The sequence below is a fragment of the Streptomyces sp. NPDC029296 genome (genome assembly GCF_055569255.1).
Genome location: NZ_JBVHXT010000002.1, coordinates 284,009 through 309,829 on the forward strand (window position 1 = coordinate 284,009; position 25,821 = coordinate 309,829).

At 72.5% G+C, this 25,821-nt stretch carries 28 protein-coding genes; 17 read left to right on the forward strand and 11 right to left on the reverse strand.

The genetic code is table 11. The annotated features are described in order from the left end of the window. Positions 1–60: 60 nt before the first annotated feature. Positions 61–639 (forward strand): ABATE domain-containing protein, encoded by a 579-nt coding sequence (locus tag ACZ4W9_RS02825; RefSeq protein ID WP_467932703.1) that lies wholly within the window; start codon positions 61–63, stop codon positions 637–639. 178 nt (positions 640–817) lie between these two features. Beyond that, the gene (locus ACZ4W9_RS02830) at positions 818–1,105 is read left to right on the forward strand and encodes a hypothetical protein (RefSeq protein ID WP_467932705.1); all 288 of its coding nucleotides are present in this window, start codon (positions 818–820) and stop codon (positions 1,103–1,105) included. A 291-nt stretch (positions 1,106–1,396) separates the two neighbouring features. Here ACZ4W9_RS02830 and ACZ4W9_RS02835 read toward each other — a convergent pair whose 3' ends face one another. From ACZ4W9_RS02835 to ACZ4W9_RS02855, 5 genes are all read right to left on the reverse strand, one after another. Then, positions 1,397–2,836 carry a sensor histidine kinase gene (locus ACZ4W9_RS02835; protein WP_467932706.1) on the reverse strand — a complete coding sequence of 480 codons (1,440 nt, stop codon included), beginning with the start codon at positions 2,834–2,836 and terminating at the stop codon, positions 1,397–1,399. Further along, entirely contained in the window at positions 2,837–3,553 is a 717-nt protein-coding gene (locus ACZ4W9_RS02840) for a response regulator transcription factor (protein ID WP_467932769.1), read from the reverse strand. Between the two features lie 765 nt (positions 3,554–4,318). Further along, positions 4,319–4,927: a CE1759 family FMN reductase gene (locus ACZ4W9_RS02845; protein ID WP_467932707.1), complete on the reverse strand. Its 609-nt coding sequence runs from the start codon at positions 4,925–4,927 to the stop codon at positions 4,319–4,321. Further along, the gene (locus ACZ4W9_RS02850) at positions 4,924–6,012 is read right to left on the reverse strand and encodes an LLM class flavin-dependent oxidoreductase (RefSeq protein WP_467932709.1); all 1,089 of its coding nucleotides are present in this window, start codon (positions 6,010–6,012) and stop codon (positions 4,924–4,926) included. The genes ACZ4W9_RS02845 and ACZ4W9_RS02850 overlap by 4 nt, the downstream gene beginning before the upstream one ends. An 84-nt stretch (positions 6,013–6,096) precedes the next feature. Then, the gene (locus ACZ4W9_RS02855; RefSeq protein ID WP_467932710.1) at positions 6,097–6,423 is read right to left on the reverse strand and encodes a hypothetical protein; all 327 of its coding nucleotides are present in this window, start codon (positions 6,421–6,423) and stop codon (positions 6,097–6,099) included. Positions 6,424–6,673: 250 nt separating this feature from the next. Between ACZ4W9_RS02855 and ACZ4W9_RS02860 the strand changes: the two genes are divergently transcribed. The 4 genes from ACZ4W9_RS02860 to ACZ4W9_RS02875 are packed head-to-tail and all read left to right on the forward strand — an operon-like array spanning position 6,674 to position 8,648. Continuing rightward, positions 6,674–7,012 (forward strand): YnfA family protein, encoded by a 339-nt coding sequence (locus tag ACZ4W9_RS02860; RefSeq protein ID WP_467932711.1) that lies wholly within the window; start codon positions 6,674–6,676, stop codon positions 7,010–7,012. A gap of 51 nt (positions 7,013–7,063) precedes the next feature. Then, a complete protein-coding gene (locus ACZ4W9_RS02865; RefSeq protein ID WP_467932713.1) occupies positions 7,064–7,840 on the forward strand; it encodes an SDR family NAD(P)-dependent oxidoreductase in 777 nt (258 codons plus the stop codon). Next, a complete protein-coding gene (locus ACZ4W9_RS02870; protein ID WP_467932714.1) occupies positions 7,837–8,010 on the forward strand; it encodes a hypothetical protein in 174 nt (57 codons plus the stop codon). Before ACZ4W9_RS02865 ends, ACZ4W9_RS02870 begins: the two co-directional genes overlap by 4 nt. A 32-nt stretch (positions 8,011–8,042) precedes the next feature. After that, complete coding sequence (locus ACZ4W9_RS02875; RefSeq protein ID WP_467932715.1) at positions 8,043–8,648, forward strand: TetR/AcrR family transcriptional regulator; 606 nt, start codon at positions 8,043–8,045, stop codon at positions 8,646–8,648. On the opposite strand, the gene ACZ4W9_RS02880 is transcribed toward ACZ4W9_RS02875, so the two are convergent. Then, positions 8,638–9,831 (reverse strand): RtcB family protein, encoded by a 1,194-nt coding sequence (locus ACZ4W9_RS02880; protein WP_467932717.1) that lies wholly within the window; start codon positions 9,829–9,831, stop codon positions 8,638–8,640. The two genes, ACZ4W9_RS02875 and ACZ4W9_RS02880, sit on opposite strands and share 11 nt — an antisense overlap. A gap of 212 nt (positions 9,832–10,043) precedes the next feature. Here ACZ4W9_RS02880 and ACZ4W9_RS02885 point away from each other — a divergent pair, with 212 nt between their 5' ends. The 3 genes from ACZ4W9_RS02885 (at position 10,044) to ACZ4W9_RS02895 (ending at position 13,275) form a co-directional block, all read left to right on the forward strand. Next, positions 10,044–10,928: a DUF3558 domain-containing protein gene (locus tag ACZ4W9_RS02885; RefSeq protein ID WP_467932718.1), complete on the forward strand. Its 885-nt coding sequence runs from the start codon at positions 10,044–10,046 to the stop codon at positions 10,926–10,928. A gap of 115 nt (positions 10,929–11,043) precedes the next feature. Continuing rightward, positions 11,044–11,907 carry a DUF3558 family protein gene (locus ACZ4W9_RS02890; protein ID WP_467932719.1) on the forward strand — a complete coding sequence of 288 codons (864 nt, stop codon included), beginning with the start codon at positions 11,044–11,046 and terminating at the stop codon, positions 11,905–11,907. 120 nt (positions 11,908–12,027) lie between these two features. Then, positions 12,028–13,275, forward strand: coding sequence for a DUF2637 domain-containing protein (locus ACZ4W9_RS02895; RefSeq protein ID WP_467932720.1), 1,248 nt, complete (start codon positions 12,028–12,030; stop codon positions 13,273–13,275). A 68-nt stretch (positions 13,276–13,343) separates the two neighbouring features. Here the strand turns inward: ACZ4W9_RS02895 and lysS are convergent, their stop codons facing one another. Next, on the reverse strand, positions 13,344–15,086 hold the full coding sequence (gene lysS, locus ACZ4W9_RS02900) for a lysine--tRNA ligase (protein WP_467932722.1): 1,743 nt from the start codon (positions 15,084–15,086) through the stop codon (positions 13,344–13,346). A gap of 126 nt (positions 15,087–15,212) precedes the next feature. On the opposite strand from lysS, the gene argS reads away from it, so the two are divergent. Continuing rightward, a complete protein-coding gene (gene argS / locus ACZ4W9_RS02905; RefSeq protein WP_467932723.1) occupies positions 15,213–16,979 on the forward strand; it encodes an arginine--tRNA ligase in 1,767 nt (588 codons plus the stop codon). Positions 16,980–16,983: 4 nt separating this feature from the next. Here the strand turns inward: argS and ACZ4W9_RS02910 are convergent, their stop codons facing one another. Then, positions 16,984–17,934, reverse strand: a complete 951-nt coding sequence (locus tag ACZ4W9_RS02910) for a helix-turn-helix transcriptional regulator (protein WP_467932724.1) — start codon at positions 17,932–17,934, stop codon at positions 16,984–16,986. Between the two features lie 73 nt (positions 17,935–18,007). Here ACZ4W9_RS02910 and ACZ4W9_RS02915 point away from each other — a divergent pair, with 73 nt between their 5' ends. After that, positions 18,008–18,397, forward strand: a complete 390-nt coding sequence (locus tag ACZ4W9_RS02915; protein ID WP_467932726.1) for a VOC family protein — start codon at positions 18,008–18,010, stop codon at positions 18,395–18,397. Positions 18,398–18,409: 12 nt separating this feature from the next. Here the strand turns inward: ACZ4W9_RS02915 and ACZ4W9_RS02920 are convergent, their stop codons facing one another. Beyond that, positions 18,410–18,823, reverse strand: coding sequence for an ATP-binding protein (locus tag ACZ4W9_RS02920; protein ID WP_467932727.1), 414 nt, complete (start codon positions 18,821–18,823; stop codon positions 18,410–18,412). 145 nt (positions 18,824–18,968) lie between these two features. Here ACZ4W9_RS02920 and ACZ4W9_RS02925 point away from each other — a divergent pair, with 145 nt between their 5' ends. The 4 genes from ACZ4W9_RS02925 (at position 18,969) to ACZ4W9_RS02940 (ending at position 21,764) form a co-directional block, all read left to right on the forward strand. Beyond that, complete coding sequence (locus tag ACZ4W9_RS02925) at positions 18,969–19,754, forward strand: helix-turn-helix domain-containing protein (RefSeq protein WP_467932728.1); 786 nt, start codon at positions 18,969–18,971, stop codon at positions 19,752–19,754. Further along, positions 19,751–19,996 (forward strand): DUF397 domain-containing protein, encoded by a 246-nt coding sequence (locus tag ACZ4W9_RS02930; RefSeq protein WP_467932730.1) that lies wholly within the window; start codon positions 19,751–19,753, stop codon positions 19,994–19,996. The genes ACZ4W9_RS02925 and ACZ4W9_RS02930 overlap by 4 nt, the downstream gene beginning before the upstream one ends. A gap of 22 nt (positions 19,997–20,018) precedes the next feature. Further along, positions 20,019–20,264 (forward strand): DUF397 domain-containing protein, encoded by a 246-nt coding sequence (locus tag ACZ4W9_RS02935; protein WP_467932731.1) that lies wholly within the window; start codon positions 20,019–20,021, stop codon positions 20,262–20,264. 675 nt (positions 20,265–20,939) lie between these two features. After that, positions 20,940–21,764 (forward strand): DUF4253 domain-containing protein, encoded by an 825-nt coding sequence (locus tag ACZ4W9_RS02940; RefSeq protein ID WP_467932732.1) that lies wholly within the window; start codon positions 20,940–20,942, stop codon positions 21,762–21,764. 11 nt (positions 21,765–21,775) lie between these two features. On the opposite strand, the gene ACZ4W9_RS02945 is transcribed toward ACZ4W9_RS02940, so the two are convergent. Continuing rightward, complete coding sequence (locus ACZ4W9_RS02945; protein WP_467932734.1) at positions 21,776–23,176, reverse strand: helix-turn-helix domain-containing protein; 1,401 nt, start codon at positions 23,174–23,176, stop codon at positions 21,776–21,778. Between the two features lie 191 nt (positions 23,177–23,367). Between ACZ4W9_RS02945 and ACZ4W9_RS02950 the strand changes: the two genes are divergently transcribed. Further along, positions 23,368–24,099, forward strand: a complete 732-nt coding sequence (locus ACZ4W9_RS02950) for a DUF4232 domain-containing protein (RefSeq protein WP_467932735.1) — start codon at positions 23,368–23,370, stop codon at positions 24,097–24,099. 115 nt (positions 24,100–24,214) lie between these two features. After that, complete coding sequence (locus tag ACZ4W9_RS02955) at positions 24,215–24,676, forward strand: RICIN domain-containing protein (protein ID WP_467932736.1); 462 nt, start codon at positions 24,215–24,217, stop codon at positions 24,674–24,676. A 2-nt stretch (positions 24,677–24,678) separates the two neighbouring features. On the opposite strand, the gene hemB is transcribed toward ACZ4W9_RS02955, so the two are convergent. Further along, positions 24,679–25,671 (reverse strand): porphobilinogen synthase, encoded by a 993-nt coding sequence (hemB, locus tag ACZ4W9_RS02960; protein ID WP_467932738.1) that lies wholly within the window; start codon positions 25,669–25,671, stop codon positions 24,679–24,681. Positions 25,672–25,821: the final 150 nt, after the last annotated feature.

Here is a 25,821-nt window from a genome sequence, read left to right on the forward strand (position 1 = left end):
TCATCCGTGAGGGACGCTAGCCCTTTCTCATGGATGGAGGCAAGCCCTACCATGAGACCCGTGAAGCTGTCCCCCGCCCCCGGCGCCGAGCGGTATCCCGCCCTCGCTCTGGCCAACACCGCCGTCGCCCTGCCCGGCGGCCGCTCGGCGGACCTCCTCGCCACCCCCGCCGACGCCCGGGACTGGCTGGTGGACCGGGGTCTGGCCCCGGCCGGCGCCGGCCTGCGCGAGCACTGCGCCGGCCGGCTGCGCGCGCTGCGCGAGCAGATCCGCGCGCTGCTCGCCGCCCGGGCCGACGGCCGCCCGGCCCCGGCGGAGGCGCTCGCCGCGCTCAACGCCGCGCTGACCCTCGCCCCGGCCGCCTCGCTGCTGCACTGGTCCCCGGACCGGGGTCTGTACCGGGCCGCCGCGCACCCCACCACCCAGATCGTCGAGCACGCCCTCGCGGCCCTCGCCGCCGACGCCGCCGACCTGCTGACCGGGCCGGACGCGGAGCGCCTGACCGCCTGCGGCTCCCCGCCCTGCAACCGCTACCTGCTCCGGCACGGCCGCCGCCACTGGTGCTCCACCCGCTGCGGCGACCGCGCCCGCGCGGCCCGCGCCTACGCCCGCCGCACCGCCCGCGCCACGACCGCCTGAACGGCCGTGGGAGCCGGCCGTCCGGCCCGGCCCCGCGCGTGGACCCGGCCGCCCGGCCGGACGTTCGTACGCGTCGGCCGCGACGACCCTGCGTGTCGGCCGTGGCGGCCCTACGTATGGTTGGTTCGCAACCGCCAGCAGCCACCGGGCTGTTCACAGCCTGTTCCACGGGGGACCCATGCAGGACACGACCGAGACGGAACCCGGCACGGAGGTCTGTGCGCACAGTCTCGCGCCGACGGTGGCCGTGCTGGTCGTCAGCCTGGTCATCGCCGCCGTCGGCGTGTACGAGCTGTGCGGTTTCGGGCTGCACAGCCTGGACCGGCGCCCGCACCTGTTCAGCGACGGCCTGGCGACCGGCGGGGTGATCGCCGCCGCGGTGGCCGCCGGGGCGGCGGTGGGCAACCTGGGCTGGCTGCTCACGGCGGCACGGCGGCGGAGCGGGGCCCCGGGCGACGACGCGTGACGCTCACCGGCGCCCCGGCCCCAGCGCGCGCGACGGCACGGCCCGGGCGGCGGTGTACGGGTCGTACGACCCGGTGTCGCTGTGCGTCCAGGCGGGGTCGTGGGCACAGGGCGAGCACGAGGGCGACGACCAGCCCGCCGCAGCCCAGGCAGCGGGCGCCGAGGCCGCGCGGGGTGCCGGCAGGGGTGTCGCCGCCGGCAGAGGTGATCTTGTCGGGCATGCGGCGACGCTACGGCGGCCCGGGCGGCCGGAGGATGGGCCTGGCTACCCGCTCCGGGTAGGTACCCGTACTCAGCCGCCGCCCCCGCCGTCCCCCGTCAGACCGCCGCCCACCGTGAACCCGATGACCGACCCGCCGCCCTCGCGCCGGTAGGCGAACGGCGCCCCGCCGTGGGCCAGGGCGACCTCGCGCACGATGGACAGACCCAGGCCCGAGCCGGGCAGGGAGCGGGCGTCGGCGGCGCGGTAGAAGCGGTCGAAGATGCGCACGAGGTCACCGTCGGCGATCCCGGGCCCCCGGTCCAGCACCTCCACCCGTACCGCGCCCGGCCGGGCCGGCCCGGTGACGCCGACCTCGATCGGCGCCGTGCCGTCCCGGTCGAACTTGGCCGCGTTCTCGACCAGGTTGGAGACCGCCCGCTGGAGCATCCCGGACCGCCCGTGGGTCGTCGTGTCCCCGCTCACCCGCAGCACGACGTCCCGGCCGGTGCGGCGCCGGGCCAGCCCGACCACGTCCTCGGCGAGGTCGGCGAGGTCCACCCGCCGGGGCGGTTCGGCGTCGGACTGCCCGGCGGCGAGGTCGACCAGCTCGTTCACCAGGTCGGTCAGCTCCCGGGCCTCCTGGGAGAGGTCGGCGACCAGTTCCTCCCGGGTGTCGGGCGGCAGCTCGTCGATGCGCCGCAGCAGCGAGATGTTGGTGCGCAGCGAGGTGAGCGGCGTCCGCAGCTCGTGCCCGGCGTCCTGCACCAGCCGCCGCTGGTCCTCCTCCGACTGCGCGAGCCGCCCGAGCATCCGGTCGAAGGCACGGCCCAGCCGGCCGACCTCGTCCAGCCCGGTCACCGGCACCTGGATGCCCAGCCGCCGGGTGCGGGCCACGTCCTCGGCGGCGGAGGTGAGGATCACCAGCCGGCGGGTGATGCGCCGGGCCAGCCACCAGCCGAACAGCCCGGCCGCCACCACGACCGCCGCCATCAGGATCAGCGTCCGCTGCTGGAGGGCCCGCAGCAGGTCCTCGGTGTCGCTGAACTCCTGCGCGACCTGCACCGCGCCCCGCCCGTCGCCGAACGAGACGGTGGCGATGCGGAACAGGTCCTCGTCCACCCGTACGTCCCGGTGCTCGACGACCTCCCCGGCCGGGCGGGCTCCGGCCATCGCCCGGTCCCGGGGGGTGACGGGCAGCACGGGACTGCCGTCGTCCACGATCTGCCCCCACGCGCCGAGCACCTGCACGTCGGTGCGGGCGGGTCGCACCACGTCGTGCCCGGGGCGGGAGGAGGAGAAGTCCTCCGGGCCCATCGGCTGTTGCCGCACCACGTCCCGCACGTCCCGCACGACCTGGGTGAACACCGTCTGCTGGTCGACGCGGACGAGCCGCGCGGCGGAGTTGTACGACAGGATGCCCACGAGGATCGTGACGGCGGCGGTGACGGCGGCGAAGGAGACCGCGAAGGTGGTGCGCAGGGAGACCAGCTTGGGCCGGGGCCGGTCCGGCAGCCGCCAGCGGCGGCCCATCTAGTCCTCCCGCAGCACGTAACCCACGCCCCGCACGGTGTGGATCAGCTGCGGGGCGCCGGGCTCGTCCAGCTTGCGGCGCAGATAGCCGACGTAGACGGCGAGGTTCTTGGAGCCGGGGCCGAAGTCGTAGCCCCAGATCCGGTCGTAGATCGTGGAGTGGTCCAGGACGATGCCCGCGTTGCGGACCAGCAGTTCCAGCAGCTCGAACTCGGTGCGGGTCAGTTCCAGCTCGCGCCGGCCGCGCCAGGCCCGGCGGGCCTGGAGGTCCACGCGCAGGCCGGCGGCCTCCAGCTGCCGTCCGGAGACCTGCGGCGCCTCCCGCACGGGGGGTTCCGGGGCGGCGCCGGCGGCGGGTGGGGGGCTGGTGCGGCGCAGCAGGGCGCGCAGCCGCGCGAAGACCTCCTCGACGTCGAACGGCTTGACCACGTAGTCGTCGGCGCCCGCGTCCAGGCCCGCGATGCGGTCGGCGGTCTCCACGAGGGCGGTGAGCATGAGGATCGGGGTGCGGTCGCCCTCGGCGCGCAGCACCCGGCACACCTGGAGGCCGTCGATGCCGGGCATCATCACGTCGAGGACGAGCACGTCCGGCGGATTCCGGTGGGCCTGCGCCAGCGCTTCCACGCCGTCGGCGACCGCCGTGACCGCGTAGCCCTCCAGCGTCAGGGCACGCTCCAGGGCATGGCGGATGGCACGGTCGTCTTCGGCGAGCAGCACAGTCTGGGGCACGCCCCCCAGTCTGCCAAGGCCACCGGCGGCCCGGCCGGGGCCGAGCACCCTCCGACCACCCTTTTTACCGCCCTCTCACCGAACCACAGCCCACCCGACGAGCCACCGCACGCCCAACGAGCCACCGCAGGCCCGACGGACCACCGCGCGCCCGACAAGCCACCCCATGCCTGACGGGCCACCGCAGGCGGCACCAGGCCACCAGCCCTCACCGAGCCACCACCCACCTAACGGACCACCGCAGGCCCACCAGGCCACCAGCCCTCACCGAGCCACTCATGCCCACCGGGCCACCCATGCCCGCCAGGCCACCAGCCGCTCACCAGGCCACCACCCACCCAACGGGCCACCGCAGGCCCACCAGGTCACCAGCCTTCACCGAGCCACTCATGCCCACCGGGCCACCCATGCCCGCCAGGCCACCAGCCGCTCACCGGGCGACCGCCCCCACCCCGACCGATCGGCCCACCCCGACCGATCCACCCGCCGAGGCCGACGGCACCGGTCGGAGGACCACCCTCCCACCGGGCCGCCAGCGGCTCGCCGCGACAGCGGTCGGGGTCACGGTCGCAGTCACTCGCCGCGACCGGGAGGCCCGGGAGGCCGACCCGGACCGATCGCCGCCCCAGCCGCCCACGCGGTCAGCCGACCTGGTCGGCCCGCCCGGACCACCGCCCGCCCGGACCGACCGGTACCCACCCGGCCGGCCGGAACAGGCGGCGGGCGGCGGGCAGCGGGCTGCGGCGCGGCGCGTCAGTGCCCCAGCGCCGCCAGCCGCTCGGCGAACGGGACCACCTCGTCCCCGAGGCCGTCCTCGTCGCGCTCCATCCGCCGGGCCTCCCCCGCCGGCAGCAGCGCGGTCAGCTCCGCCGCCGCCCGCTCGGTCCGCTCGGCCAGGCCCGGCGCGCCCCAGTCCTCGGAGGCGGCGTACACCGCGGTCGGCACGACGACGGCCCGCAGGTAGGCGAACAGGGGCCGCAGGGCGTGCTCCAGCACCAGCGAGTGCCGGGCCGAACCCCCGGTCGCCGCGATCAGCACCGGCTTGCCGGCCAGCGCGTCCTTGTCCAGCACGTCGAAGAACGACTTGAACAGCCCGCTGTAGGACGCGCTGAACACCGGGGTGACCACGATCAGCCCGTCGGCCCCCGCCACCGCGTCCTGCGCGGCGGCGAGACCCTTGCCCGGGAACCCGTTGGTGAGCTGGTGCGCGATCTCCACGGCGAGGTCGCGCACCTCGACCACCTGGACGTCCACCGGGACGTCCACCGGGGCCTGCCGGCGGACGGCGGTGGCCAGCCGGTCGGCGAGCAGCCGGGTGGAGGACGGGACGCTCAGTCCCGCCGAGACGACGACGAGCTTCATACGAGGGCCTCCTTCCGCGCGGCGGCGGTCAGGGACTGGTGGGTCGGCGCGTCCGGCACGTCCGCCGGACGGTTCTTGGCGAACTCCTTCCGCAGTACGGGCACGACCTCCTCGCCGAGGAGGTCGAGCTGCTCCAGCACGGTCTTCAGCGGCAGTCCCGCGTGGTCCATCAGGAACAGCTGGCGCTGGTAGTCGCCCGCGTACTCGCGGAAGGAGAGCGTCTTCTCGATGACCTGCTGCGGGGAGCCCACGGTGAGCGGGGTCTGCTCGGTGAAGTCCTCCAGCGAGGGCCCGTGCCCGTAGACGGGCGCGTTGTCGAAGTACGGCCGGAACTCCCGCACCGCGTCCTGGGAGTTCTTCCGCATGAACACCTGGCCGCCGAGGCCGACGATGGCCTGCTCCGGGGTGCCGTGCCCGTAGTGGGCGTAGCGCTTGCGGTACAGCTCGACCATGCGCCTGGTGTGGTCGGCGGGCCAGAAGATGTTGTTGTGGAAGAACCCGTCGCCGTAGAACGCGGCCTGCTCGGCGATCTCCGGGGAGCGGATGGAGCCGTGCCAGACGAACGGCGGTACGCCGTCCAGCGGGCGCGGCGTGGACGTGAAGCCCTGCAACGGGGTGCGGAACCTGCCCTCCCAGTCGACGGCGTCCTCGCGCCACAGCCGGCGCAGCAGCGCGTAGTTCTCGATCGTCAGGTCGATGCCCTCGCGGATGTCCTTGCCGAACCACGGGTACACCGGCCCGGTGTTGCCCCGGCCCATCATCACGTCCACCCGGCCGCCGGCCAGGTGCTGGAGCATCGCGAAGTCCTCCGCGATCTTCACCGGGTCGTTGGTGGTGATCAGGGTGGTGGAGGTGGACAGGATCAGGTTCTCGGTGCGGGCGGCTATGTAGCCGAGCATCGTGGTCGGCGACGACGGCACGAACGGCGGGTTGTGGTGCTCACCGGTCGCGAAGACGTCCAGCCCGACCTCCTCCGCCTTCAGCGCGATGGCGACCATGGCCTTGATCCGCTCGCCCTCGGTCGGCGTCCGTCCGGTGGTCGGGTCGGTGGTCACGTCCCCGACGCTGAAGATCCCGAACTGCATGACCGCCTCCATTTGGTTGACCGTTCAACTACACCCCCTCCAACGGTCACCCCGGCCCGGCTATTCCCCCTGCGGCCACTCCCCTCACAACGCGTACGCGTCCCCCGTGGCCGGCACCAGCACCTGTGCGCGGTCGTTCGCACGGTCCTGGTCGGGCACGTCGGAACGCCAGGCGGTCTCGATCTCCAGGGTCAGTTCGGACGGCCGCTCCCGCAGGCGCACCGCACGCCGCACCGCCTCCCCCGCCGCACCCGCGGCCGGCGGTCCGGTGGCGCACAGGACCGCCCGCTCGTCCTCGCGGACGCACCCGCCGGGCAGGTCCTGCCGTCCGGCCGGCGGGACCGACCAGCGCAGCCGGACCGTGGCGTCCGCGACCTCGGCGGGCCCGGCGTTGCCCGGGGTCGGCAGCACCTCCGTCAGGTCCCGTCCAGCACCACCGTCCCGTGGAACGCCACCTCGGCCTCAGCGGCCACCGCGACCCCCGGCACCAGCAGGGCACCGGCACACACCCCCGGCACCACCCACGCCCGCATCCGCACGCCCCTCACCCCTCTCGCTCGCGGCTCCACTGCCGTACGGATGCATGCCACGCCCGCCGCCCGGCAGGCGCCCTCCCACAGGTGACGCGGGGCGGCCGGGCACCGCGTGCGAAGCTGCCCTCATGCCGATCCTCCGCTCCGCCGCCCTGTTCGCCGTCGCCGCGCTGTTCGAGATCGGCGGCGCCTGGCTGGTCTGGCAGGGCGTGCGGGAGCACCGGGGCCCGCTGTGGATCACCGGCGGCGTCCTCGCCCTCGGCGCGTACGGCTTCGTCGCCACCTTCCAGCCCGACGCCCACTTCGGCCGCATCCTCGCCGCCTACGGCGGGATCTTCGTGGCCGGCTCGATCCTGTGGGGCGCCGTCGCGGACGGCTACCGGCCCGACCGCTGGGACATCGCCGGCGCGCTGGTCTGCCTGGCCGGCATGGCGATCATCATGTGGGCACCCCGGAACGGCGGCTGAGGCCTCACTTACGCTGGACGGAACCGCCCCGACGCAGCAACAGGAGCCGCCATGGCCACCGCCGCCCCGTCCGCCGCCTCCCGCATCGCCGTCGTCACCGGCGCGAGCAGTGGCATCGGCGCCGCCACGGCACGGCGGCTCGCCGCGGCCGGTTACCGCGTCGTCCTCACCGCGCGCCGCAAGGACCGCGTCGAGGCCCTCGCCGAGGAACTGACCGGGGCCGGGCACTCGGCGGTGGCCTACCAGCTCGACGTGACCGACCGCCCGGCCGTGGACGAGTTCGCCTCCGCGTTCAAGACGATCGGCGTCCTGGTCAACAACGCGGGCGGCGCCCTCGGCGCGGACCCGGTGGCCACCGGCGACCCCGCGGACTGGCGCTCGATGTACGAGACGAACGTGCTCGGCACGCTGAACGTCACCCAGGCGCTGCTGCCGAAGCTGGAGGCGAGCGGCGACGGCGTGGTCGTGGTCGTCTCCTCCACCGCCGGCCACGGCACCTACGAGGGCGGCGCCGGGTACGTCGCCGCCAAGCACGGCGCCCATGTGCTCGCCGAGACCCTCCGGCTGGAGATCGTCGGCCGGCCGGTCCGGGTCGTGGAGATCGCGCCCGGCATGGTCCGCACGGAGGAGTTCGCGCTGACCCGCTTCGGCGGCGACACGGACAAGGCGGCCAAGGTCTACGAGGGCGTCGCCGAGCCCCTCAGCGCCGACGACGTGGCCGAGACGATCACCTGGGCGGTGACCCGCCCCAGCCACGTCAACATCGACCTGCTGGTCGTGCGCCCGCGCGCCCAGGCGTCCAACACCAAGGTGCACCGGGAACTGTGACGGCCGACGGCGCGGCCCCGCCGCCCGCTCCCCCCGACTCCCCGGAGCGGCGCCGCCTGGCCCAGGAGACGAAGGACGAACGCCAGGTCTGGTACTTCCTGGCCTATTTCCTCTTCGGCATCCACTTCATCGCGTTCGTCATGATCTACGCGGTACGGCACGCGAAGTAGCGTCCGGGACGCCGCTGCCTATAGTCGGTCGGATGACGAACTCTGTTGACCGGCGGGCGCAGGCCGCGCAGAAGCGCCGGCGGCTCTCCGCGGCGGCGGCCCGGGTCCTGCACGAGCGAGGGGTCGAGCGGACGACCCTCGCCGACATCGCGCGCGAGGCCGGTGTCCCGGTGGGGAACGTCTACTACTACTTCAAGACCAAGGACGAGCTGGTCCGGGCCGCGCTGGCGGAGCACCGCGCCCGGCTGGACGAGTGCACCGCCGGGCTGGAGCGGCTGCCGGCCCCGCGCGACCGCCTGGCGGCCCTGATCGAGTCGTGGACCGACGGCCGCGAGACCACCGCCCGGCACGGCTGCCCCACCGGCACCCTGGCCGCCGAGCTGGGCAAACGCGCGGACGGCACGCTGGACGCCGAGGCCGGCGCGGTGCTCCGCCACCTGCTGGACTGGGCCGCCGCCCAGTTCCGCGCCTGGGGCGTCCCCGACCCCGACGACCACGCCCTCACCCTGGTCTCCGCCTACCAGGGCATGTCCCTGCTGGCCCACGCCCTGCGCGACCCGGCCGTCATGACCCGGGAGGGGACCCGCCTGCTCGGCTGGCTGGACTCCCTCGGGGACGGTCCCGGCGTCAGCCCTTGACGCAGACGACCTGCCTCAGCCTGGCCACGACCTCCACCAGGTCCCGCTGCTGGTCGATGACCTGGTCGATCGACTTGTAGGCGCCCGGGATCTCGTCCACGACACCGGAGTCCTTGCGGCACTCCACGCCCCGGGTCTGCTCCTCCAGGTCTTTGGTCGTGAAGCGCCGTTTGGCCGCGTTGCGGCTCATCCGCCGGCCCGCCCCGTGCGAGGCGGAGTTGAAGGACCGCTCGTTGCCGAGGCCCCGCACGATGTACGACCCCGTGCCCATGGAGCCCGGGATGATGCCGTAGTCGCCGGAGCCGGCCCGGATCGCGCCCTTGCGGGTGACGAGCAGGTCCACGCCCTCGTACCGCTCCTCCGCCACGTAGTTGTGGTGGCAGGAGATCTCCTGCTCGAAGACCGGCTTGGCCTTCTTGAACTCCTTGCGGACCACGTCCTTCAGGAGCGCCATCATGAGCATGCGGTTGTACTTGGCGTACTCCTGCGCCCAGAACAGGTCGTTGCGGTAGGCCGCCATCTGCGGGGTGTCCGCGACGAAGACGGCGAGGTCGCGGTCGACCAGGCCCTGGTTGTGCGGGAGCTTCTGGGCCACGCCGATGTGGTGCTCGGCGAGTTCCTTGCCGATGTTCCGGGAGCCGGAGTGGAGCATGAGCCACACCGAACCGGAATCGTCCGTGCACACCTCGACGAAGTGATTCCCGCCGCCCAGGGTGCCCATCTGCGCGACGGCCCGTTCACGCCGGAACCGCACGGCGTCGGCGACCGAGTCGAACCGCTCCCAGAAGTCCTCCCAGCCCGCCGTGGCCAGCCCGTGGAAGCCCCGCGGCTCGACCGGGTCCGTGTGCATCCCCCGCCCCACCGGAATCACCTGCTCGATCCGCGACCGCAGCCGCGAGAGATCGCCGGGCAGGTCGTTCCCGGTCAGGGAGGTCTTCACCGCCGACATCCCGCAGCCGATGTCCACGCCCACCGCCGCCGGGCACACCGCGTCCCGCATCGCGATGACCGAGCCGACCGTCGCGCCCTTGCCGTAGTGCACGTCCGGCATCACGGCCAGGCCCTCGATCCACGGCAGGGTCGCCACGTTCTGGAGCTGGCGCAGCGCCACGTCCTCGACCGTCGCCGGGTCCGTCCACATCCGGATCGGCACCTTCGCGCCCGGTATCTCCACGTACGACATGTCTTCCTCTTTCCCCCGGAAAATGGCAACAAAAGGCTTGAAGTCGGCAAAACGCAAAAGAGGCGCCAAGGCTGTCGAAAGGGACAAGGGACCGGCGTCCGCGGCAGTGCGTGCGATACACATTGTCTGCAGGGGGCGCCCCGCCGCGGCAAGCGAATAACCAGCGGGGACACTGGAGCACCGAGCGCGCACACCGTCGAGAGGAGCCCGACGTGCAGCGGAAGGCGTACGTAACCGGCACCGCCGCCCTCCTCGCGGCGCTGCTGGCCGGCTGCACGAGCGGTTCCGGGGACGACGGCACGGCGGACAACGCCAACCCGGGCGACGCCGGCACGGCCACCGTCGCCGCCGAGCCCGGCAAGTACCACACGCTCCCCGAGCCCTGCGGCGCGGTCGGCCACGACACCCTGGACGCGCTGCTGCCCGGCATCCAGCGGATCACCGACCCCGTCCAGCGCGACCGCGCCTACCAGGGCGAGGCCGCGCTCACCTACGACACCGACCGCAAGGTCGGCTGCCGCTGGAAGGTCGAGTCCGCCGACGTCACCGACCGCCTCCTGGTCGACTTCGAGCGCGTGGTGTCGTACGACAACACGGTCAGCGACGACGACCAGGCGCAGCGGCTGTTCCAGGAGAAGCAGGCCGCCGCCGACCTGCCCGCGCCGAGCGGCGTCACGGCACCGCCGTCCCAGCCCACGCCCACCGCGTCCCGGAAGGGCTCCCCGAGCGGCACCGCGTCCCCGTCCGCGACCGACCCCTCCGCCAAGTCCCCGGCGTCCGCCGCCGGTTCGGGCTCCGCCTCCTCCCCGGCGTCCGGCTCACCGGACGACACCGCCGCCCCGGAGGACACCGCCGAACTCCAGCCCCGCACGCTGTCCGACCTCGGTGACGAGGCGTACCTGGACGACCAGGCCGGCACCTCCGGCTCGACGGCCGAACAGCGCACCGTGACTGTGGTGTTCCGCACGTCCAACGTCGTCGTCACCATCCAGTACGAGGAGCAGCCGACGGCCACCGGAACGGTCCCGGACAGCAAGGAAATGCAGGACAGGGCCCGTGATCTGGCCGCCCGGCTGGACGACGCGCTCGGCGGCTGACCGCCCGGCCGGACCCGCCGCCGGGCGCGCGGACGGAAACCGCACGGCTTCCGCACCGCGTACGGTGGCCCCGCAGGAACCCGCACGAACACCGAGCGTCATGAGTGAAGGAACCATGCAGCGAGCAGCCCAGCGAGACGACCGTGCCCAGCGACACCAGCGAGCCAAGCGCCTGCGCCGCGCGCTTGTCTGCGCGGCAGCCGTTCCCGCGGTCCTGATCACCGCCGGCTGCTCCTCGGACTCCGGTGACGCCAAGGCCGAGACCGGCTCCAAGAGCACCCGGCAGGCGGATCCCGGCAGCACCAAGCCGTCGGCGAGCGCGTCGCCGACCGTGCGGCCCGCCGCGTACGGCAAGCTGCCCGACGCGTGCGGCGTGCTGGCGAAGAAGACCCTGACCGACCTGGTCCCCGCGGGCGCGAAGTCGGCCAAGAAGGGCGGCTCGGACGAGCCGTCGTCGCGCGCCTCCTGCTCCTGGAACAGCCTGGACAACAACGGCGTCAAGGGCTCGCAGTTCCGCTGGCTGAACATCTCCCTGCTGCGCTTCGACTCGGACGAGACGCGCGGCGCCGCCGACGAGCAGGCGCACGCGTACTTCGGCCGGCAGGTGCAGGACGCCCAGGCGGTGGACGGCGCCAAGGGCACCAAGATGGTGCCGCTGTCCGGGATCGGCGCGGAGGCGGCCGCGGTGCGCTACGACCTGAAGAAGAAGGAAGGTCTGTTCAAGCAGCAGACGGTCGTCGCCCGGGTCGAGAACGTCGTCGTGACCCTGGACTACAACGGCGCCGGCCTCGCGGGCGAGAAGACCCCGGACGCCGACGACCTGACGAAGGACGCCCAGAAGGCGCTGAAGGAGGTCGTGGCGTCGGTCTCCGAGGCCAACGGCGCGTCCGGCGAGGCGAGTTCCCCGGCGTCGGGCTCCGCCTCCGAGTCCGCCTCCCCCGGTTCGTCTCCGTCGGAGTCGGCCGCCGTGAAGAGCTGACCGTACGGCCGCAGCGGGTGACCGGTCCCACGTTCGCCGTACACGTGTGCCACCCTGTTGCGCGCAACAACACGCAACGGGAGGGGAGTACGAGTGGCCGGGCCACCGAAGCTGACTCGGATGCACCGCGTTCTCATCGGCGTGGTCGTAGCCGGCGCCTTGATCATCGCCGGTATCGGCTTCGCCGGTTCGTACGCGGCCGTCCGTGAGCTGGCCCTCAAGAAGGGCTTCGGGAACTTCTCCTACGTGTTCCCGGTGGGCATCGACGCGGGCATCTGTGTCCTCCTCGCCCTCGACCTGCTGCTGACCTGGATCCGCATCCCCTTCCCGCTGCTGCGCCAGACGGCGTGGCTGCTGACGGCGGCGACGATCGCCTTCAACGGCGCCGCCGCCTGGCCGGACCCGCTGGGCGTGGGCATGCACGCGGTGATCCCGGTGCTGTTCGTGGTGTCGGTCGAGGCGGCCCGGCACGCGGTCGGCCGCATGGCCGACATCACGGCGGACAAGCACATGGAGGGCGTCCGCCTCACCCGCTGGCTGCTCTCCCCGCTCCCGACGTTCCTCCTGTGGCGCCGCATGAAGCTGTGGGAGCTGCGCTCCTACGACGAGGTCATCAAGCTGGAGCAGGACCGTCTCGTCTACCAGGCCCGCCTGCGCTCCCGCTTCGGCCGCGCCTGGCGCCGCAAGGCCCCGGTGGAGTCCCTGATGCCGCTGCGCCTGGCCCGCTACGGCGTCCCGCTCGCGGAGACGGCCCCGGCGGGCCTGGCCGCGGCGGGCATCGACCCGGTGTTGCTCCCTGCGGCCCCGCAGCAGCCGGCCCTCGCCCCCGCCCCCGTCCCCGCCGCGGACGACCGCACCCCCGTGGCAGCGGTCCCCGCCCCGCGCCGGCCGGCCCCGGCCGCCGGACAGCGGCCCGCCGAGGCGCCCCCGGCGGACGACGAGAGCCCCTGGTTCCAGGCCCCGCGCGAGGTCGAGTACCACGGCGGCTACGACCCCACCTACGACCCGATGCTCCAGGAACCCCAGTACGCCCCCGAGGAGCAGTACGAGGACTGGTACGAGGAGCAGATCCCGGAGGACTTCCAGCAGCCTTCCCCCGAGGAGACGGGCAGCTTCCCGCTACCGGTCCCCACCCCCACTCGCGAACCGGGCGAGGGCGAGGGCAGCCCGGAGCCGAATCCGACGGGCGAGGACTACTACCAGCTCTTCCGCAAGTTGAGCGGCGACGTCCCCGCCACTCTGCCCCAGTACGTCGAGGCGGTCGAGGCGACGTACGGCATCGCGCTCGCCCCGCGCGACGCGGAGCGCATGGTCAAGCGCTTCACCGGCCGCCTCAACGCGGAACGGAAAGAGGAGCACATCGCGTAACGGAAAAGGGCCCCTGCCGGAAAGCAGGGGCCCTTTTCCGTTGCCGTTTACTCGCTACTCGTTACTCGTTACTCGCCGAGCAGCGTCCGCACCCGCTCCTGGCCCACGGCCAGCAGCAGGGTGGGCAGGCGGGGGCCGGTGTCGCGGCCGACGAGCAGGTGGTACAGCAGGGCGAAGAACGTCCGCTGGGCCGTCTTGATCTCCGGCGGCAGCTCCTTCGGCGTGGCGTCGGCGGAGAAGCCGGCCTGCACCTTCGGCACGCCGTACACGAGGTGGGTCAGCCCGTCGAGCGACCAGTGCTCGGCGAGCCCGTCCAGCAGCAGCCGCACGGACTGCCGGGACGCCTCGTCCAGGGACTTCAGCAGCTCGGCGTCGGGCTGCTCGCGCACGATGGTCCGCTGGTCGGCGGGCACGTACGTGTTGATCCACGCCTCGGCCTTGTCGTAGCGCGGACGCGCCTCGTCCAGCGAGGCCAGCGGCTGCTCCGGGTCCAGCTCGGACAGGATCCGCAGCGCCTGGTCCCCGTGACCGGCGGTGATGTCGGCGACGGACGCCAGCGTGCGGTACGGCAGCGGGCGGGACGTCTTCGGCAGCTCACCGGCGGCGGTGCCGACGGCACGGGTGTGGGCGGCGACGTCGGCCGGCAGCGCGGAGCCGTCGGCGACCTTCGCGGCCAGCTTGTCCCACTCGTCGTAGAGCCGCTGGATCTCCTGGTCGAAGGCGATCTTGAAGGACTGGTTGGGCCTGCGGCGGGCGTACAGCCAGCGCAGCAGCTGCGGCTCCATGATCTTCAGCGCGTCCGACGGGGTGGGCACGCCACCGCGCGAGGACGACATCTTCGCCATGCCGGAGATGCCCACGAAGGCGTACATCGGCCCGATGGGCTGCTCGCCGCCGAAGATCGGCACGATCTGCCCGCCGACCTGGAAGCTGGAGCCGGGCGAGGAGTGGTCCACACCGCTAGGCTCGAAGATCACGCCCTCGAACGCCCAGCGCATCGGCCAGTCGACCTTCCACACCAGCTTGCCGCGGTCGAACTCGCTGAGCCGGACGGTCTCGGCGAAACCGCAGGCGCCGCAGGTGTACGCCAGCTCGGTGGTGTCGTCGTCGTAGGAGGTGACCGTCGTCAGGTCCTTCTCGCAGCCGCCGCAGTACGGCTTGTACGGGAAGTACCCGGCGGAGCCGGAGCTGCCGTCGTCCTCGGCCGCGGCGCCGGAGCCCTCCTCGGCCTCCAGCTCGGCCTCGTCCACCGCCTTCTGCTGCTGCTTCTTCGGCGCCTTCTTCGTCCGGTACTGGGCGAGGATCGCGTCGATGTCGCCGCGGTGCCTCATCGCGTGCAGGATCTGCTCGCGGTAGACGCCCGAGGTGTACTGCGCCGTCTGGCTGATCCCGTCGAACTCCACGCCGAGCTGGCCCAGCGCCTCGACCATGGCGGCCTTGAAGTGCTCGGCCCAGTTCGGGTGGGGCGAGCCCTCCGGCGCCGGGACCGAGGTCAGGGGCTTGCCGATGTGCTCGGCCCACGCCTCCTCGTCCACCCCGGCGATGCCCTTCGGCACCTTGCGGTAGCGGTCGTAGTCGTCCCAGGAGATCAGGTGCCGGACCTCGCGGCCGCGGCGGCGGATCTCGTCGGCGACCAGGTGCGGGGTCATGACCTCGCGGAGGTTGCCGAGGTGGATCGGACCCGAGGGGGAAAGTCCGGACGCGACGACGACCGGTTTGCCCGGGGCCCGGCGCTCCGACTCCTCGATGACCTCATCCGCGAAACGGGAGACCCAGTCGGTGGTCTCGGTGCTCTGAGCCACGATCGGCACGTCCTTCTTTCTGAACGGGGTGAGACTCCATTCTCACAGACCGCCCGTCGACCGGGAAAACGGCTTTACCCCCCATGGGATACTGGGCGGGTCTATCCATCCACGAGGAGAACGGCACCCACACCCATGGCCTCGGTCACGTCCCTCAGCGACAACGTCCAGCAGCACCTCGCCTCCGCCCTCGCGGCCACCCTGCCCGAGGCCGCCGGCGCGGACCCGCTGCTGCGACGAAGCGACCGGGCCGACTTCCAGGCCAACGGCATCCTGGCCCTGGCCAAGAAGGCGAAGGCGAACCCCCGGGAGCTGGCGACCCAGGTCGTCGGCCGGGTGGTGACGGGTGACGTGATCCAGGACGTCGAGGTCTCCGGCCCCGGCTTCCTGAACATCACCGTCTCGGACAAGGCGATCACCGGGAACCTGGCCGCGCGGTACGCGGACGACACCGGCCGCCTCGGCGTGCCGACCGCCGCGCACCCGGGCACCACGGTGATCGACTACGCCCAGCCGAACGTGGCGAAGGAGATGCACGTCGGCCACCTCCGCTCGGCGGTGATCGGCGACTCGGTCGTCCAGCTGCTGGAGTTCACCGGCGAGAACGTGGTCCGGCGCCACCACATCGGCGACTGGGGCACCCAGTTCGGCATGCTCATCCAGTACCTGGACGAGCACCCGCACGAGCTGGACCACAAGGCCGGCCAGGTGACGGGCGAGGAGGCGATGTCGAACCTCGACCGCCTCTACAAGGCCGCGCGGAAGCTGTTCGACTCCGACGAGGAATTCAAGACGCGGGCCCGCCGCCGGGTGGTCGACCTCCAGGCCGGCGACCCGCACACGCTCGCCACATGGCAGAAGTTCGTGGACGAGTCGAAGATCTACTTCTTCTCCGTCTTCGAGAAGCTGGACATGGAGATCCGGGACGCGGACATCGTCGGCGAGTCCGGCTACAACGACATGCTCGCGGAGACCTGCCGCCTGCTGGAGGAGTCGGGCGTCGCGGTCCGCTCCGAGGGCGCGCTGTGCGTGTTCTTCGACGACATCAAGGGCCCGGACGGCAACCCGGTCCCGCTGATCGTGCAGAAGTCGGACGGCGGCTACGGCTACGCGGCGACCGACCTGTCCGCGATCCGCGACCGCGTCTTCAACCTCAAGGCGAACACCCTGCTGTACGTGGTGGACGCCCGGCAGGCCCTGCACTTCCGGATGGTCTTCGAGACCGCGCGCCGGGCCGGCTGGCTGGGCGACGACGTCACGGCGACCCAGCTCGCCTTCGGCACGGTCCTCGGCAAGGACGGCAAGCCGTTCAAGACCCGTGCGGGCGAGACGATCCGCCTGGTCGACCTCCTGGACGAGGCGATCGAGCGGGCCTCGGCCGTGGTCCGGGAGAAGGCGCAGGACCTGTCCGAGGAGGAGATCGCCGAGCGGGGCACCCAGGTGGGCATCGGCGCGGTGAAGTACGCGGACCTGTCGACGTCGGCGAACCGGGACTACAAGTTCGACCTGGACCAGATGGTCTCGCTCAACGGCGACACGTCCGTCTACCTCCAGTACGCCTACGCCCGCATCCAGTCCATCCTGCGCAAGGCCGGCGAGGTCCGCCCCGCGGCCCACCCGGAGCTGCCCCTGGCGGACGCCGAGCGCGCCCTCGGCCTCCACCTGGACTCCTTCGCGGAGACGGTCCGCGAGGCGGCCGCCGAGTACGCCCCGCACAAGCTGGCGGCGTACCTGTACCAGCTGGCCTCGCTGTTCACGACGTTCTACGACAAGTGCCCGGTGATCAAGCCCGCACCGCCGAAGGACGTCGCCGAGAACCGCCTCTTCCTCTCCGACCTCACGGCCCGCACCCTCCACCAGGGCATGGCCCTGCTGGGCATCCGCACCCCCGAGAAGCTCTGACGCCTCAGGACCCGTGGGCCGCGAGGAGTTCCCGGGTCCGGTGGACCAGGGCCTCGCGGACCGTGTCGGGGGACAGGACCCGCAGGGGAGTGGCCAGGCCCAGGAGGTAGTGGGCCAGGCCCTCCGGGGTCGGGCCCCCTATGTCGACCACCGTGGCCTGTGGGCCGTCGGGGCGGTGGGTGCCGATGGTCGGCGGGATCAGGCGCTGGGCCTCCCTCAGGGGAAGGGGGAGGCGGATCCTCGCCGACAGGGGGTAGGGGCCGTTCGCCGTGTTGTGGGACACCAGTTCCGCCGGGTCCGGCGGATCGGTGATCTCGGCCCGGTGTCCGGTCGGGTCCACGTGCTCCACCCGGTCCGCCCGGAACGTCCGCCACCCCCGCACCACGTCCCGCGCCACGAAGTACCAGCGCCGTCCCGTGTGCACCAACCGGTACGGGTCCACGTCCCGGACCGTGCTCCGGCCCTTCCCGTCGCAGTACGACAGCCGCACCCGCTCGCCTCGCCGGCACGCCGCCGCCAGCTCCAGCAGCATCCCCGGCCGCACGCGTGCCTCCTCCGGCCACGGCAGCCGTACGAACGCCTCGTCCCACTCCCCCAGCCGCTCGGCCACCGCCGCCGGCAGCACCTGCCGCAGCTTCAGCAGCGCCGACAGCGCGGCCTGGTCCCCGCCGAGCACTCCCCCGAGCGCCGCCTCCCGCAGCCCGACCGCCACGGCCAGCGCCTCTTCGTCGTCCAGGATCAGCGGCGGCACCCGCGAGCCGGCCCGCAGCCGGTAACCGCCCCACGGCCCCGCCTCGGAGTCGACGCTGTACCCCAGCTCCCGCAGCTTCGCGACGTCCCGCCGCACCGTGCGGTCCGTGACCCCCATCCGCTCGGCCAGCTCACCGCAGGTCCACGAAGGACGGGCGGAGAGCAACGACAGCAGACGCAGCAGACGGGCGGAGGCGCTCAGCACGGACGGAAGTTTTTCATACCGTCCGCACCGACCAGGACCGGATCTGTCCGGGTCACGTCCTACCGTCTTCCCCATGAGCACGGAAACCACGTCCGCACCCGCCTTCCGCTACGTCGCCGTCACCTTCGACTGCGCCGACCCGGCCGAACTCGCCCGCTTCTACGGCGACATGTTCGGCCTCGCCGTCACCTACTCCACCGACGACTTCGTCTTCCTCGGCGGCGACGACGGAACGGCCGGCCTCGGCTTCACCCGCGTCCCCGACTACCGCCGCCCCACCTGGCCCGACCCCGCGCGGGAGAAGCAGGCCCACATCGAGGTGGGCGTCGAGGACCTGGACACCGCCGAGGCCCATCTGATCACCCAGGGCGCGGTCAAGCCGGACGCCCAGCCGCAGCCGGACCGGTGGCGGGTTCTGCTGGACCCCGCCGGGCACCCGTTCTGCATCACGACCATGGCCTGACACCGGGCCCGCTCACCGCACGGCGAACTCGCACCACACGATCTTCCCCGGCGTGCGCTCCCCGACGCCCCACTTGTCGCTGAGCGCCGCCACCAGCAGCAGGCCCCTGCCTCCCTCGCTCTCCGGGCCGCCCGGTTCGTCCGGGACGCGAGGGGTGCCGGGGCCGCTGTCGTGCACCTCTGCCCGGACCAGCTCGCCGTCGTACCGCAGACGGAGCAGGAAGCCTCGCCCCCGTGGCACGCCGTGCAGCAGGGCATTCGTGGCCAACTCGCTCACGCAGAGCGACAGGTCGTGGGACCGGTTCCAGGACTCCAGTCCCCAGCACTTCAGCGACCACTCGGTGAGCTGCCTGGCCGCGGGGACGGACCTGCGGCTGCGGACGTAGAACCGGTCGCGTTGGCAGGAAAGTTCAATGTGCTCGTTCACGGGGCGAATGTCGCGCAGGGTAACTATCGTGGTTCAGTGAGTGATCCCGTACAGGGTTTTTGTACGGGTTGCTGCGGGGTGTGCACCGGCCGGCGTGGGGAGTTCAGCAGGCATGACGCCTACACGGAGGAAGAACCAGTCGGCCATGAAGATGCTGGGCCGTCAACTGGCCGCGGCCCGACGCGCGAAGGGGCTCAGCCAGCCCGGCCTGGCCGCGGCGCTGAACATCCACGAGGAGACGGTCGCCAGCATCGAGCAAGGGCGGCGGGTGCTGAAGCTGGACATGGCCGAGCTGTTCGACGAGTTCCTGGAGACGAAGGGGATGCTGGCGGCGGGGGTGGCCAACCTGCCGGAGGTGGATCAGTTCCCGTTGTGGGCGGAGGAGTACATCGAGCAGGAGAGGGAGGCCAACGCGTTGTCCCTGTACGCCAACCAGACTCTGCCCGGACTACTTCAGACCGAAGCGTACGCTCGTGCGGTTCTGCGTGAACGCGTGCCCGCGTACGACGAGGAGGAGATCGAGACCAAGCTCGCCGGGCGCATCGGACGTCAGGAGATTCTGCAACACAAGACCCCGCCCACGGTCAGCTTCGTCATCTGGGAACCCGTCCTGCATCTGGCTGTCGGCGGGCCGCGCATCAAGACAGAGCAGTTGCGGCACCTCCGCCGGGTCGCCGATCTCCCTTGCGTCTCAGTGCAGTTCCTAACTCTGGACAGCGTCTCGCACGCAGGCCTCGACGGGCCCTTCGTCCTCCTGGAAACCCCAGATCACCAGCACTTGGCATACATCGAAGGCCAACGCGAAAGCCAATGGGTTTCCGACGCGGATGAGGTGTCCATCATGGCGCGCAAGTATGCGATGCTGCGGACACAGGCCCTGAACACTGACCACTCGATGGGCCTGCTCGACGGCCTGCTAGGAGAGCAATGAGCACGGAAGCGCTTCAGTGGTACAAGTCGACCTACAGTGGCGACGAGGGCGGCCAGTGCCTCGAAGTCGCCCTCACCTGGCGCAAGTCGAGTTACAGCGGCAGTGAAGGCGGCGAATGCCTCGAAGTGGCCGTTTCTCCCGGCGCCGTGCACGTCCGAGACTCGAAGGACACCCCCTCCGAGAACCGCATCCTGCGCGTCAGCCCCGTCACGTGGGGCGCCTTCACCTCTTCTCTCAAGTGACCGACCGTCTGCGAGGAGAGCAATGAGCGCCGAAGCCCTTCAGTGGTTCAAGTCGACCTACAGCGGCAGCGAGGGTGGCCAGTGCCTCGAAGTCGCCCTCTCATGGCACAAGTCGAGCTACAGCAGCAGTGAGGGCGGCGCTTGCCTCGAAGTGGCCGTGTCTCCCGGCTCCGTGCACGTCCGGGACTCGAAGGAAGCCCCCTCCCAGGACCGCACCCTCCACATCAGCCCCGGCACGTGGGACGCCTTCACCTCTTCCCTCAAGTGAACGTTGGGCCGCTCGCTTCTCGGCGAGTGTCGTGCTTCCACGGGCCGCGTCAAGGGCGCTGCGCGTCGGCTGCGCCGATGGGCCTGCGGCCCACCCTTGACCCGGCCCGTTCCAGCACGAGGTAGAAGCGAGCGAGCGGCCCGGAAGGACAGTGGCCCAGCCCGGCACCGGGCCCCCGGGCGAACCGACCAGGCCCCGTCGACGAGGGGCGCACCGGCGCCTCGCCAGCACGCCGGGCCGGTTCGGCGGCCTGCGGGTGGTCCCGGCTCCCCCCGCCACCCCTCCTTCTGCACCACCCGTTCCAAAACAACCCTCCCCACGATCCGGCGGCCCCCACCGCCCACCACCCACCGGGCCGCAAGCCGCTTGACCGGCCCGGCGTGCAGGCGAGGCGCGAGTGCGCATCCCCGACCCACGATGCGAACGCAGCCGACCCCAGGGGCCAAGGAACCTGAGCCGGCCACTTTCCCCGGGCTGCCCGCTCGCTTCTCCCCCGTGCCGGAGCGAGGTGTGTCAAGGGTGGCCCGAAGGGCCATCGCCGAAGGCGACGCGCAGCGCCCTTGACTCGCCTCGCGGAGGCACGACACTCGCCGAGAAGCGGGCGGCCCCACGGCAACCCGGCAACCCCGGCCCAGCTCAACGCCGTTGTCAGTGCCTGCCCCTACAGTCGGCGGCATGGCGACTCTTCCCAACCCGCTGCCCCGACTGGCCACCGACCCCAGCGGTCGTTCCCTGGGGCTCCAGCTGCCGCCCGGCAGGCTGGTGGACGAGACGGACGACGGGCGCTGGCACCAGCCCCTGCTGTGGCACGCCGAGAAGCCCTCCTCCCCCGGCACCTGGAAGGCCCTGGGCGCGCCGGCGGCCCGTGCGGGGCTGCTGCCCGTGCTCGTGGACCTGGCCGGCTCCCGGGTCGGCATCGAGGACTGGGGACTGCTGCCGGGCGACGCCTCGTACCCGGGGGACCACACGGCCGACGACGTCCTCTCGGAGTACTGGGAGGAGGAGACCGACGGTCAGGACGGCGAGGAGACCGAGCCGTTCGGCGTCGAGTGGCCGGGGCTGGCGTCCCCCGGCGTGCCGAGCGCCGACCCCGACACCCGGGCCGCGTCGGTCGCCGACGCCCTCCACCGGGACCCGGCGCGCTGGGCGGAGTGGATCGAGGAACCGCACCTGGCCCTCGTCCCGGCCCGCCGGTCCGCCGACATACCGGCGGTGATCGGCTGGACCGGTGCCCTGAACTACGACCACGACGTGGCCCGCGTCTGCGCCGTGCTGCGGTCCTGGGAGGACCGGTTCGGCATCCGGGTCGTGGCGCTCGGGCTGGACGCCCTCGTGGTGTCCGTCGCGGCCCCGCCCGCGACGCTCGCCGACGCCGAGGTCCTCGCCGCCGAGCACTACGCCCTGTGCCCGCACGCCGTCGTACAGAGCGGTCCGGGAAGTGTGCGGGCGTACGCCGAGACGCTGCCCGGCGCGACCAGCTGGGCCTTCTGGTGGGACTGAGACGGGGCGCGTCAGTCGAACTCTGACGCCGGCTTCCACTTCTGCCCGCCGAGCGGGAAGGCGTACGCGGGCCGCCCGTTGTTGCCGCTGGTGCGGAACGGGTGGCCGGCGTCGTCGATCGCCAGCGTGCCGTGGCGGCCGCCGCTCGACCACGTCAGCTCCAGGTACCAACTGACGTCGTACGCCGACGCGTCCGCCGTGACGTAGAAGACCTCCGGGTCCGACTGGCTCACCTTGAACGGGAAGTTGTCGCCCCCGGCCTCCGGTACGGGCGCCGGGCGCATCGCGTCCAGGGCGACCGTGAAGGAATGCGTCGGCACGCCGCCGCCACAGCCGACGCCCGGGTAACCCATGGCGTAGTCGTTCCAGGGGAGCGGCGAGCGCTTGCCCGCCATGTGGACCGACAGCCGCTCCAGGACGACCGTCTGGTTCCCGGTGCCCTGCACGGTGAACGTGATGAACTGCTCCCCCGCCGACACCGCCTTGTTGACGGCCACCCACGCGGGGGCCTGCGGCTCCGACGGCGGCGGGCCCACAGCGGTCGGCGGCCGGTCGATCAGGTAGTGCTGCGAGCAGGGGCTCAGCCAGCTGTAGGGGTTGGTGTTGACCGTCAACGGCACTGCTTCCGACGCTTCGTGGCGTGCGGTCGCCGACGGCTTGCCCGTGGGCTTCCCGTCGGTGGTGTCGGGCGCCAGGTCCGGAGTCTCGGCGGAGGCTGATGCGGAGGCGGAGGGGGAGGCCGAACGCGTGGCCGAAGGGCTCGGGCTCCCGGACGTCGACGACCGGGGGGCGGCACTGCCCTGGGCGAGGGCGGAGTCCGCGGTGGCTGTCGTGGCCTTCGCGTCGTCCCGGCGCCCGCCCTCGTCCGACGGCCGGTTCAGGGCGAACACCGTGCCGCCGACGATCAGCGCGGTGACCGTGACGGCCGCCAGGAGGGCGGTGCGGCGGCCCGCGATCAGGGACCGGCTCCGCCGCCATCGCGTCGTCGGTGCGGGTTCGGGTCCGGACACCGGTACGGCTGCCGCCACCGGCTCCGGTTCGGGTACGGCTGCCGCCACCGGTTCCGGCCCGGCCGCCGCCCCTGCCTCCGGGGCCGCCTGAGCCGCCGCCTCCGGCTTCGGGGCCGCCTCCGGCACGACGACGGGCTCCGCGCCCTTGCGTCCCCGCCCCGCGTCCGCCAGGACCCACCGGCGGTGCAGTTCCACCAGTTCCCCGGGCGTGGCCTTGCACAGCCGGGCGAGCCGCTCCACGGGGGCGTAGTCCGTCGGTACGGCGTCCCCGTTGCAGTAGCGGTGGAGCGTCGACGTACTCATGTGGAGCCGCTTGGCGAGCGTGCCGTAGCTGTGCCCGGAGCGGTTCTTCAACTCCCGCAGCAGCTCGCTGAAACCGCTCTCGGGGATGTCCTCCGCCACCGTTCCTCCAGTCCCCCTCGTCCCACCCCGGCGTTCCAGGGAAGGGCTGTTCCCGCAGGTCAAAGCCGGTGTGGGCGTTCCAGCGTCCCGGATTGCCGGTCAGCGCTGGCCGCCGGGACGGGTCCGCCCACAGGCTGTTGGTCATCCAAGCACGACAACCGGCCCAGCCCGAAAGAGGACCTGCCATGCGTATGCGCCATGTTCGTTTGATCGCCGTGACCGGAACCGCCGTGGCCGCCCTCGCCCTCACGGCGTGCGACAACGGGACGGGCACCCAGGACGAGGGCGCCTCCCGGGCGACGGCGGCGGAGACGAGCGCGTCGAAGACGCCCGGGGAATCCACCGCTCGTACGGAGGACACCACCGGCGCGGAGGGCTCCACCGGGGCGGAAGGCACCACCGGGGCCACCAGCGCCTCGCCCGCGGCCCGTACCCACGCCCCGGCCGCCAAGCCCTCGGCCACCGCCGGCCGCGAGGGCAAGAGCACCGGCGGCTCCCTGGTGCTGTGCAACGGCACGAACACCTCCGTCACCGCCCAGCCGCTCGCCCGGCCGCTGAACCACATGCTGCTGACGGTGAAGAACACCGGGAGCAAGAGGTGCGAGCTGCCGTACTACCCCGTCCTGCGCTTCGACCAGATGCAGTGGGTGCCGCAGGCCGACGAGTCCACCCAGCCGCAGTCCGTGGTCTCGCTGGCGCCGGGCGAGTCGGGGTACGCGGGGGTGCTGCTGTCGGCCGCCGACGGCAGCGGCAGCGGTGGGATGACCGCGCACAAGCTGACGGTGGCCTTCCAGGGCATGACCCCGAACAGCGACGGCGGCCCGTCGGCCACGCCGTCCCTGCCCGCCAAGGGCGTCTACTACGACAGCACGCTGAAGGTGACGTACTGGCAGCGGGACCTGGACGCCATCTCGAGCTGGTGAACGGCAACGCCTTCATCCGCATATCACCTGTACAGGCGGTTTGCCGCATTCGGGAGCGGTGCCCGGGAAAGTCTCCCGGCGCACCGCAACCTCATCGGATGAAAGGCATTCCCTCATGGCTCTCGCGTTCCGCAAGTCCCTCGGCGTCCTCGCCCTCGCGCTGACGGCCGCCGTCTTCCCGTCGGCCGGCGCCACGGCCGCCGCGCCCGGCGCCTCCGAGATCGGCAACTACTGCCTGTCCAACACGTGGGGCTCACCCGAGGTCCGCACCAGGGTGTGTGCCAACGAGCCCGGACAGCGCTGGAAGGTGTACGGCGATCACGTCGTCCTGGCCGCCGACCCGCACTACTGCCTGTCCAACACCTGGGGGACGCCCGAGATCCGCACCCGGCTCTGTGCCGACGAGCCCGGACAGCGCTGGAGGGTCACCGGCGACCACGTCGTCCTGGCCGCCGACCCGCACTACTGCCTGTCCAACACCTGGGGGACGCCCGAGATCCGCACCCGGCTGTGCGCCAGCGAGTCGGGTCAGCGCTGGGCCGTGACGGGTGACCACATCACCCTGACCGACGCCTGAGACTAGCGGAGCTTCTGGGCCACCTCGGTGGCCCAGTAGGTGAGGATGTTCCGGGCGCCGGCCCGCTTGATGCCGGTGAGGGTCTCGAAGATGGCCCGGTCCCGCTCCACCCAGCCCTTCTCGGCGGCGGCCTCGATCATCGCGTACTCACCGGAGATCTGGTACGCCGCCACGGGCACGTCCACGGCGTCCGCGACCCGGGCGAGGATGTCGAGGTAGGGGCCGGCCGGCTTGACCATCACCATGTCGGCGCCCTCGGCCAGGTCGAGTTCCAGCTCGCGCAGGGACTCGCGCCAGTTCGCCGGGTCCTGCTGGTAGGTCTTGCGGTCGCCCTGGAGGGACGACGCGACGGCCTCGCGGAAGGGGCCGTAGAAGGCCGAGGAGTACTTGGCGGTGTAAGCGAGGATCGCCACGTCCTCGCGGTCGATCTGATCGAGCGCGTCGCGGATGACGCCGATCTGGCCGTCCATCATCCCGCTGGGGCCCACGACATGGGCGCCGGCGTCGGCCTGGACCTGCGCCATCTCGGCGTACCGCTCCAGGGTGGCGTCGTTGTCGACCCGGCCGTCGGCGTCCAGCACCCCGCAGTGGCCGTGGTCGGTGAACTCGTCCAGGCACAGGTCGGACATGACGAGCAGGTCGTCGCCGACCTCGGCGCGGACGTCCCGGAGCGCGACCTGGAGGATCCCGTCCGGGTCGGTGCCGACCGTGCCCCGGGCGTCCTTCTTCGCGTCCTCCGGCACGCCGAAGAGCATGATCCCGGAGATCCCGGCCTCCACCGCCTCCAGCGCGGCCTTCTTCAGGCTGTCCCGGGTGTGCTGCACGACCCCGGGCATGGAGCCGATCGGCACCGGCTCGCTCACGCCCTCCCGGACGAACGCCGGGAGGATGAGGTCGGCGGGGTGCAGCCGTGTCTCGGCGACCATCCGCCGCATGACGGGCGAGGTCCGCAGCCGCCGGGGACGCGTACCGGGAAAGGATCCGTACTTCGTCATGCCTTCTACGCTACGCCCGCCCGAACCATGCGTTTGCCGACGCCGAGTCGGCCCGGAGACGAGACGGCCGGGGGGGGGGGGGGGGGGGGGGGGGGGGGGGGGGGGTGGGGGGGGGGGGGGGGGGAGAAGGGGGGGGGGGGGGCGGTGGGA

Bases quoted from the DNA above. Each gene is read 5' to 3' on its own strand.
- ACZ4W9_RS02830 (WP_467932705.1), top strand. From the start codon at position 818: ATGCAGGACACGACCGAGACGGAACCCGGCACGGAGGTCTGTGCGCAC.
- ACZ4W9_RS02835 (WP_467932706.1), bottom strand. From the start codon at position 2,836: ATGGGCCGCCGCTGGCGGCTGCCGGACCGGCCCCGGCCCAAGCTGGTC.
- ACZ4W9_RS02845 (WP_467932707.1), bottom strand. From the start codon at position 4,927: ATGAAGCTCGTCGTCGTCTCGGCGGGACTGAGCGTCCCGTCCTCCACC.
- ACZ4W9_RS02850 (WP_467932709.1), bottom strand. From the start codon at position 6,012: ATGCAGTTCGGGATCTTCAGCGTCGGGGACGTGACCACCGACCCGACC.
- ACZ4W9_RS02860 (WP_467932711.1), top strand. From the start codon at position 6,674: ATGCCGATCCTCCGCTCCGCCGCCCTGTTCGCCGTCGCCGCGCTGTTC.
- ACZ4W9_RS02865 (WP_467932713.1), top strand. From the start codon at position 7,064: ATGGCCACCGCCGCCCCGTCCGCCGCCTCCCGCATCGCCGTCGTCACC.
- ACZ4W9_RS02875 (WP_467932715.1), top strand. From the start codon at position 8,043: ATGACGAACTCTGTTGACCGGCGGGCGCAGGCCGCGCAGAAGCGCCGG.
- ACZ4W9_RS02880 (WP_467932717.1), bottom strand. From the start codon at position 9,831: ATGTCGTACGTGGAGATACCGGGCGCGAAGGTGCCGATCCGGATGTGG.
- ACZ4W9_RS02890 (WP_467932719.1), top strand. From the start codon at position 11,044: ATGCAGCGAGCAGCCCAGCGAGACGACCGTGCCCAGCGACACCAGCGA.
- ACZ4W9_RS02895 (WP_467932720.1), top strand. From the start codon at position 12,028: ATGCACCGCGTTCTCATCGGCGTGGTCGTAGCCGGCGCCTTGATCATC.
- argS (WP_467932723.1), top strand. From the start codon at position 15,213: ATGGCCTCGGTCACGTCCCTCAGCGACAACGTCCAGCAGCACCTCGCC.
- ACZ4W9_RS02915 (WP_467932726.1), top strand. From the start codon at position 18,008: ATGAGCACGGAAACCACGTCCGCACCCGCCTTCCGCTACGTCGCCGTC.
- ACZ4W9_RS02925 (WP_467932728.1), top strand. From the start codon at position 18,969: ATGAAGATGCTGGGCCGTCAACTGGCCGCGGCCCGACGCGCGAAGGGG.
- ACZ4W9_RS02930 (WP_467932730.1), top strand. From the start codon at position 19,751: ATGAGCACGGAAGCGCTTCAGTGGTACAAGTCGACCTACAGTGGCGAC.
- ACZ4W9_RS02935 (WP_467932731.1), top strand. From the start codon at position 20,019: ATGAGCGCCGAAGCCCTTCAGTGGTTCAAGTCGACCTACAGCGGCAGC.
- ACZ4W9_RS02940 (WP_467932732.1), top strand. From the start codon at position 20,940: ATGGCGACTCTTCCCAACCCGCTGCCCCGACTGGCCACCGACCCCAGC.
- ACZ4W9_RS02950 (WP_467932735.1), top strand. From the start codon at position 23,368: ATGCGCCATGTTCGTTTGATCGCCGTGACCGGAACCGCCGTGGCCGCC.
- ACZ4W9_RS02955 (WP_467932736.1), top strand. From the start codon at position 24,215: ATGGCTCTCGCGTTCCGCAAGTCCCTCGGCGTCCTCGCCCTCGCGCTG.
- hemB (WP_467932738.1), bottom strand. From the start codon at position 25,671: ATGACGAAGTACGGATCCTTTCCCGGTACGCGTCCCCGGCGGCTGCGG.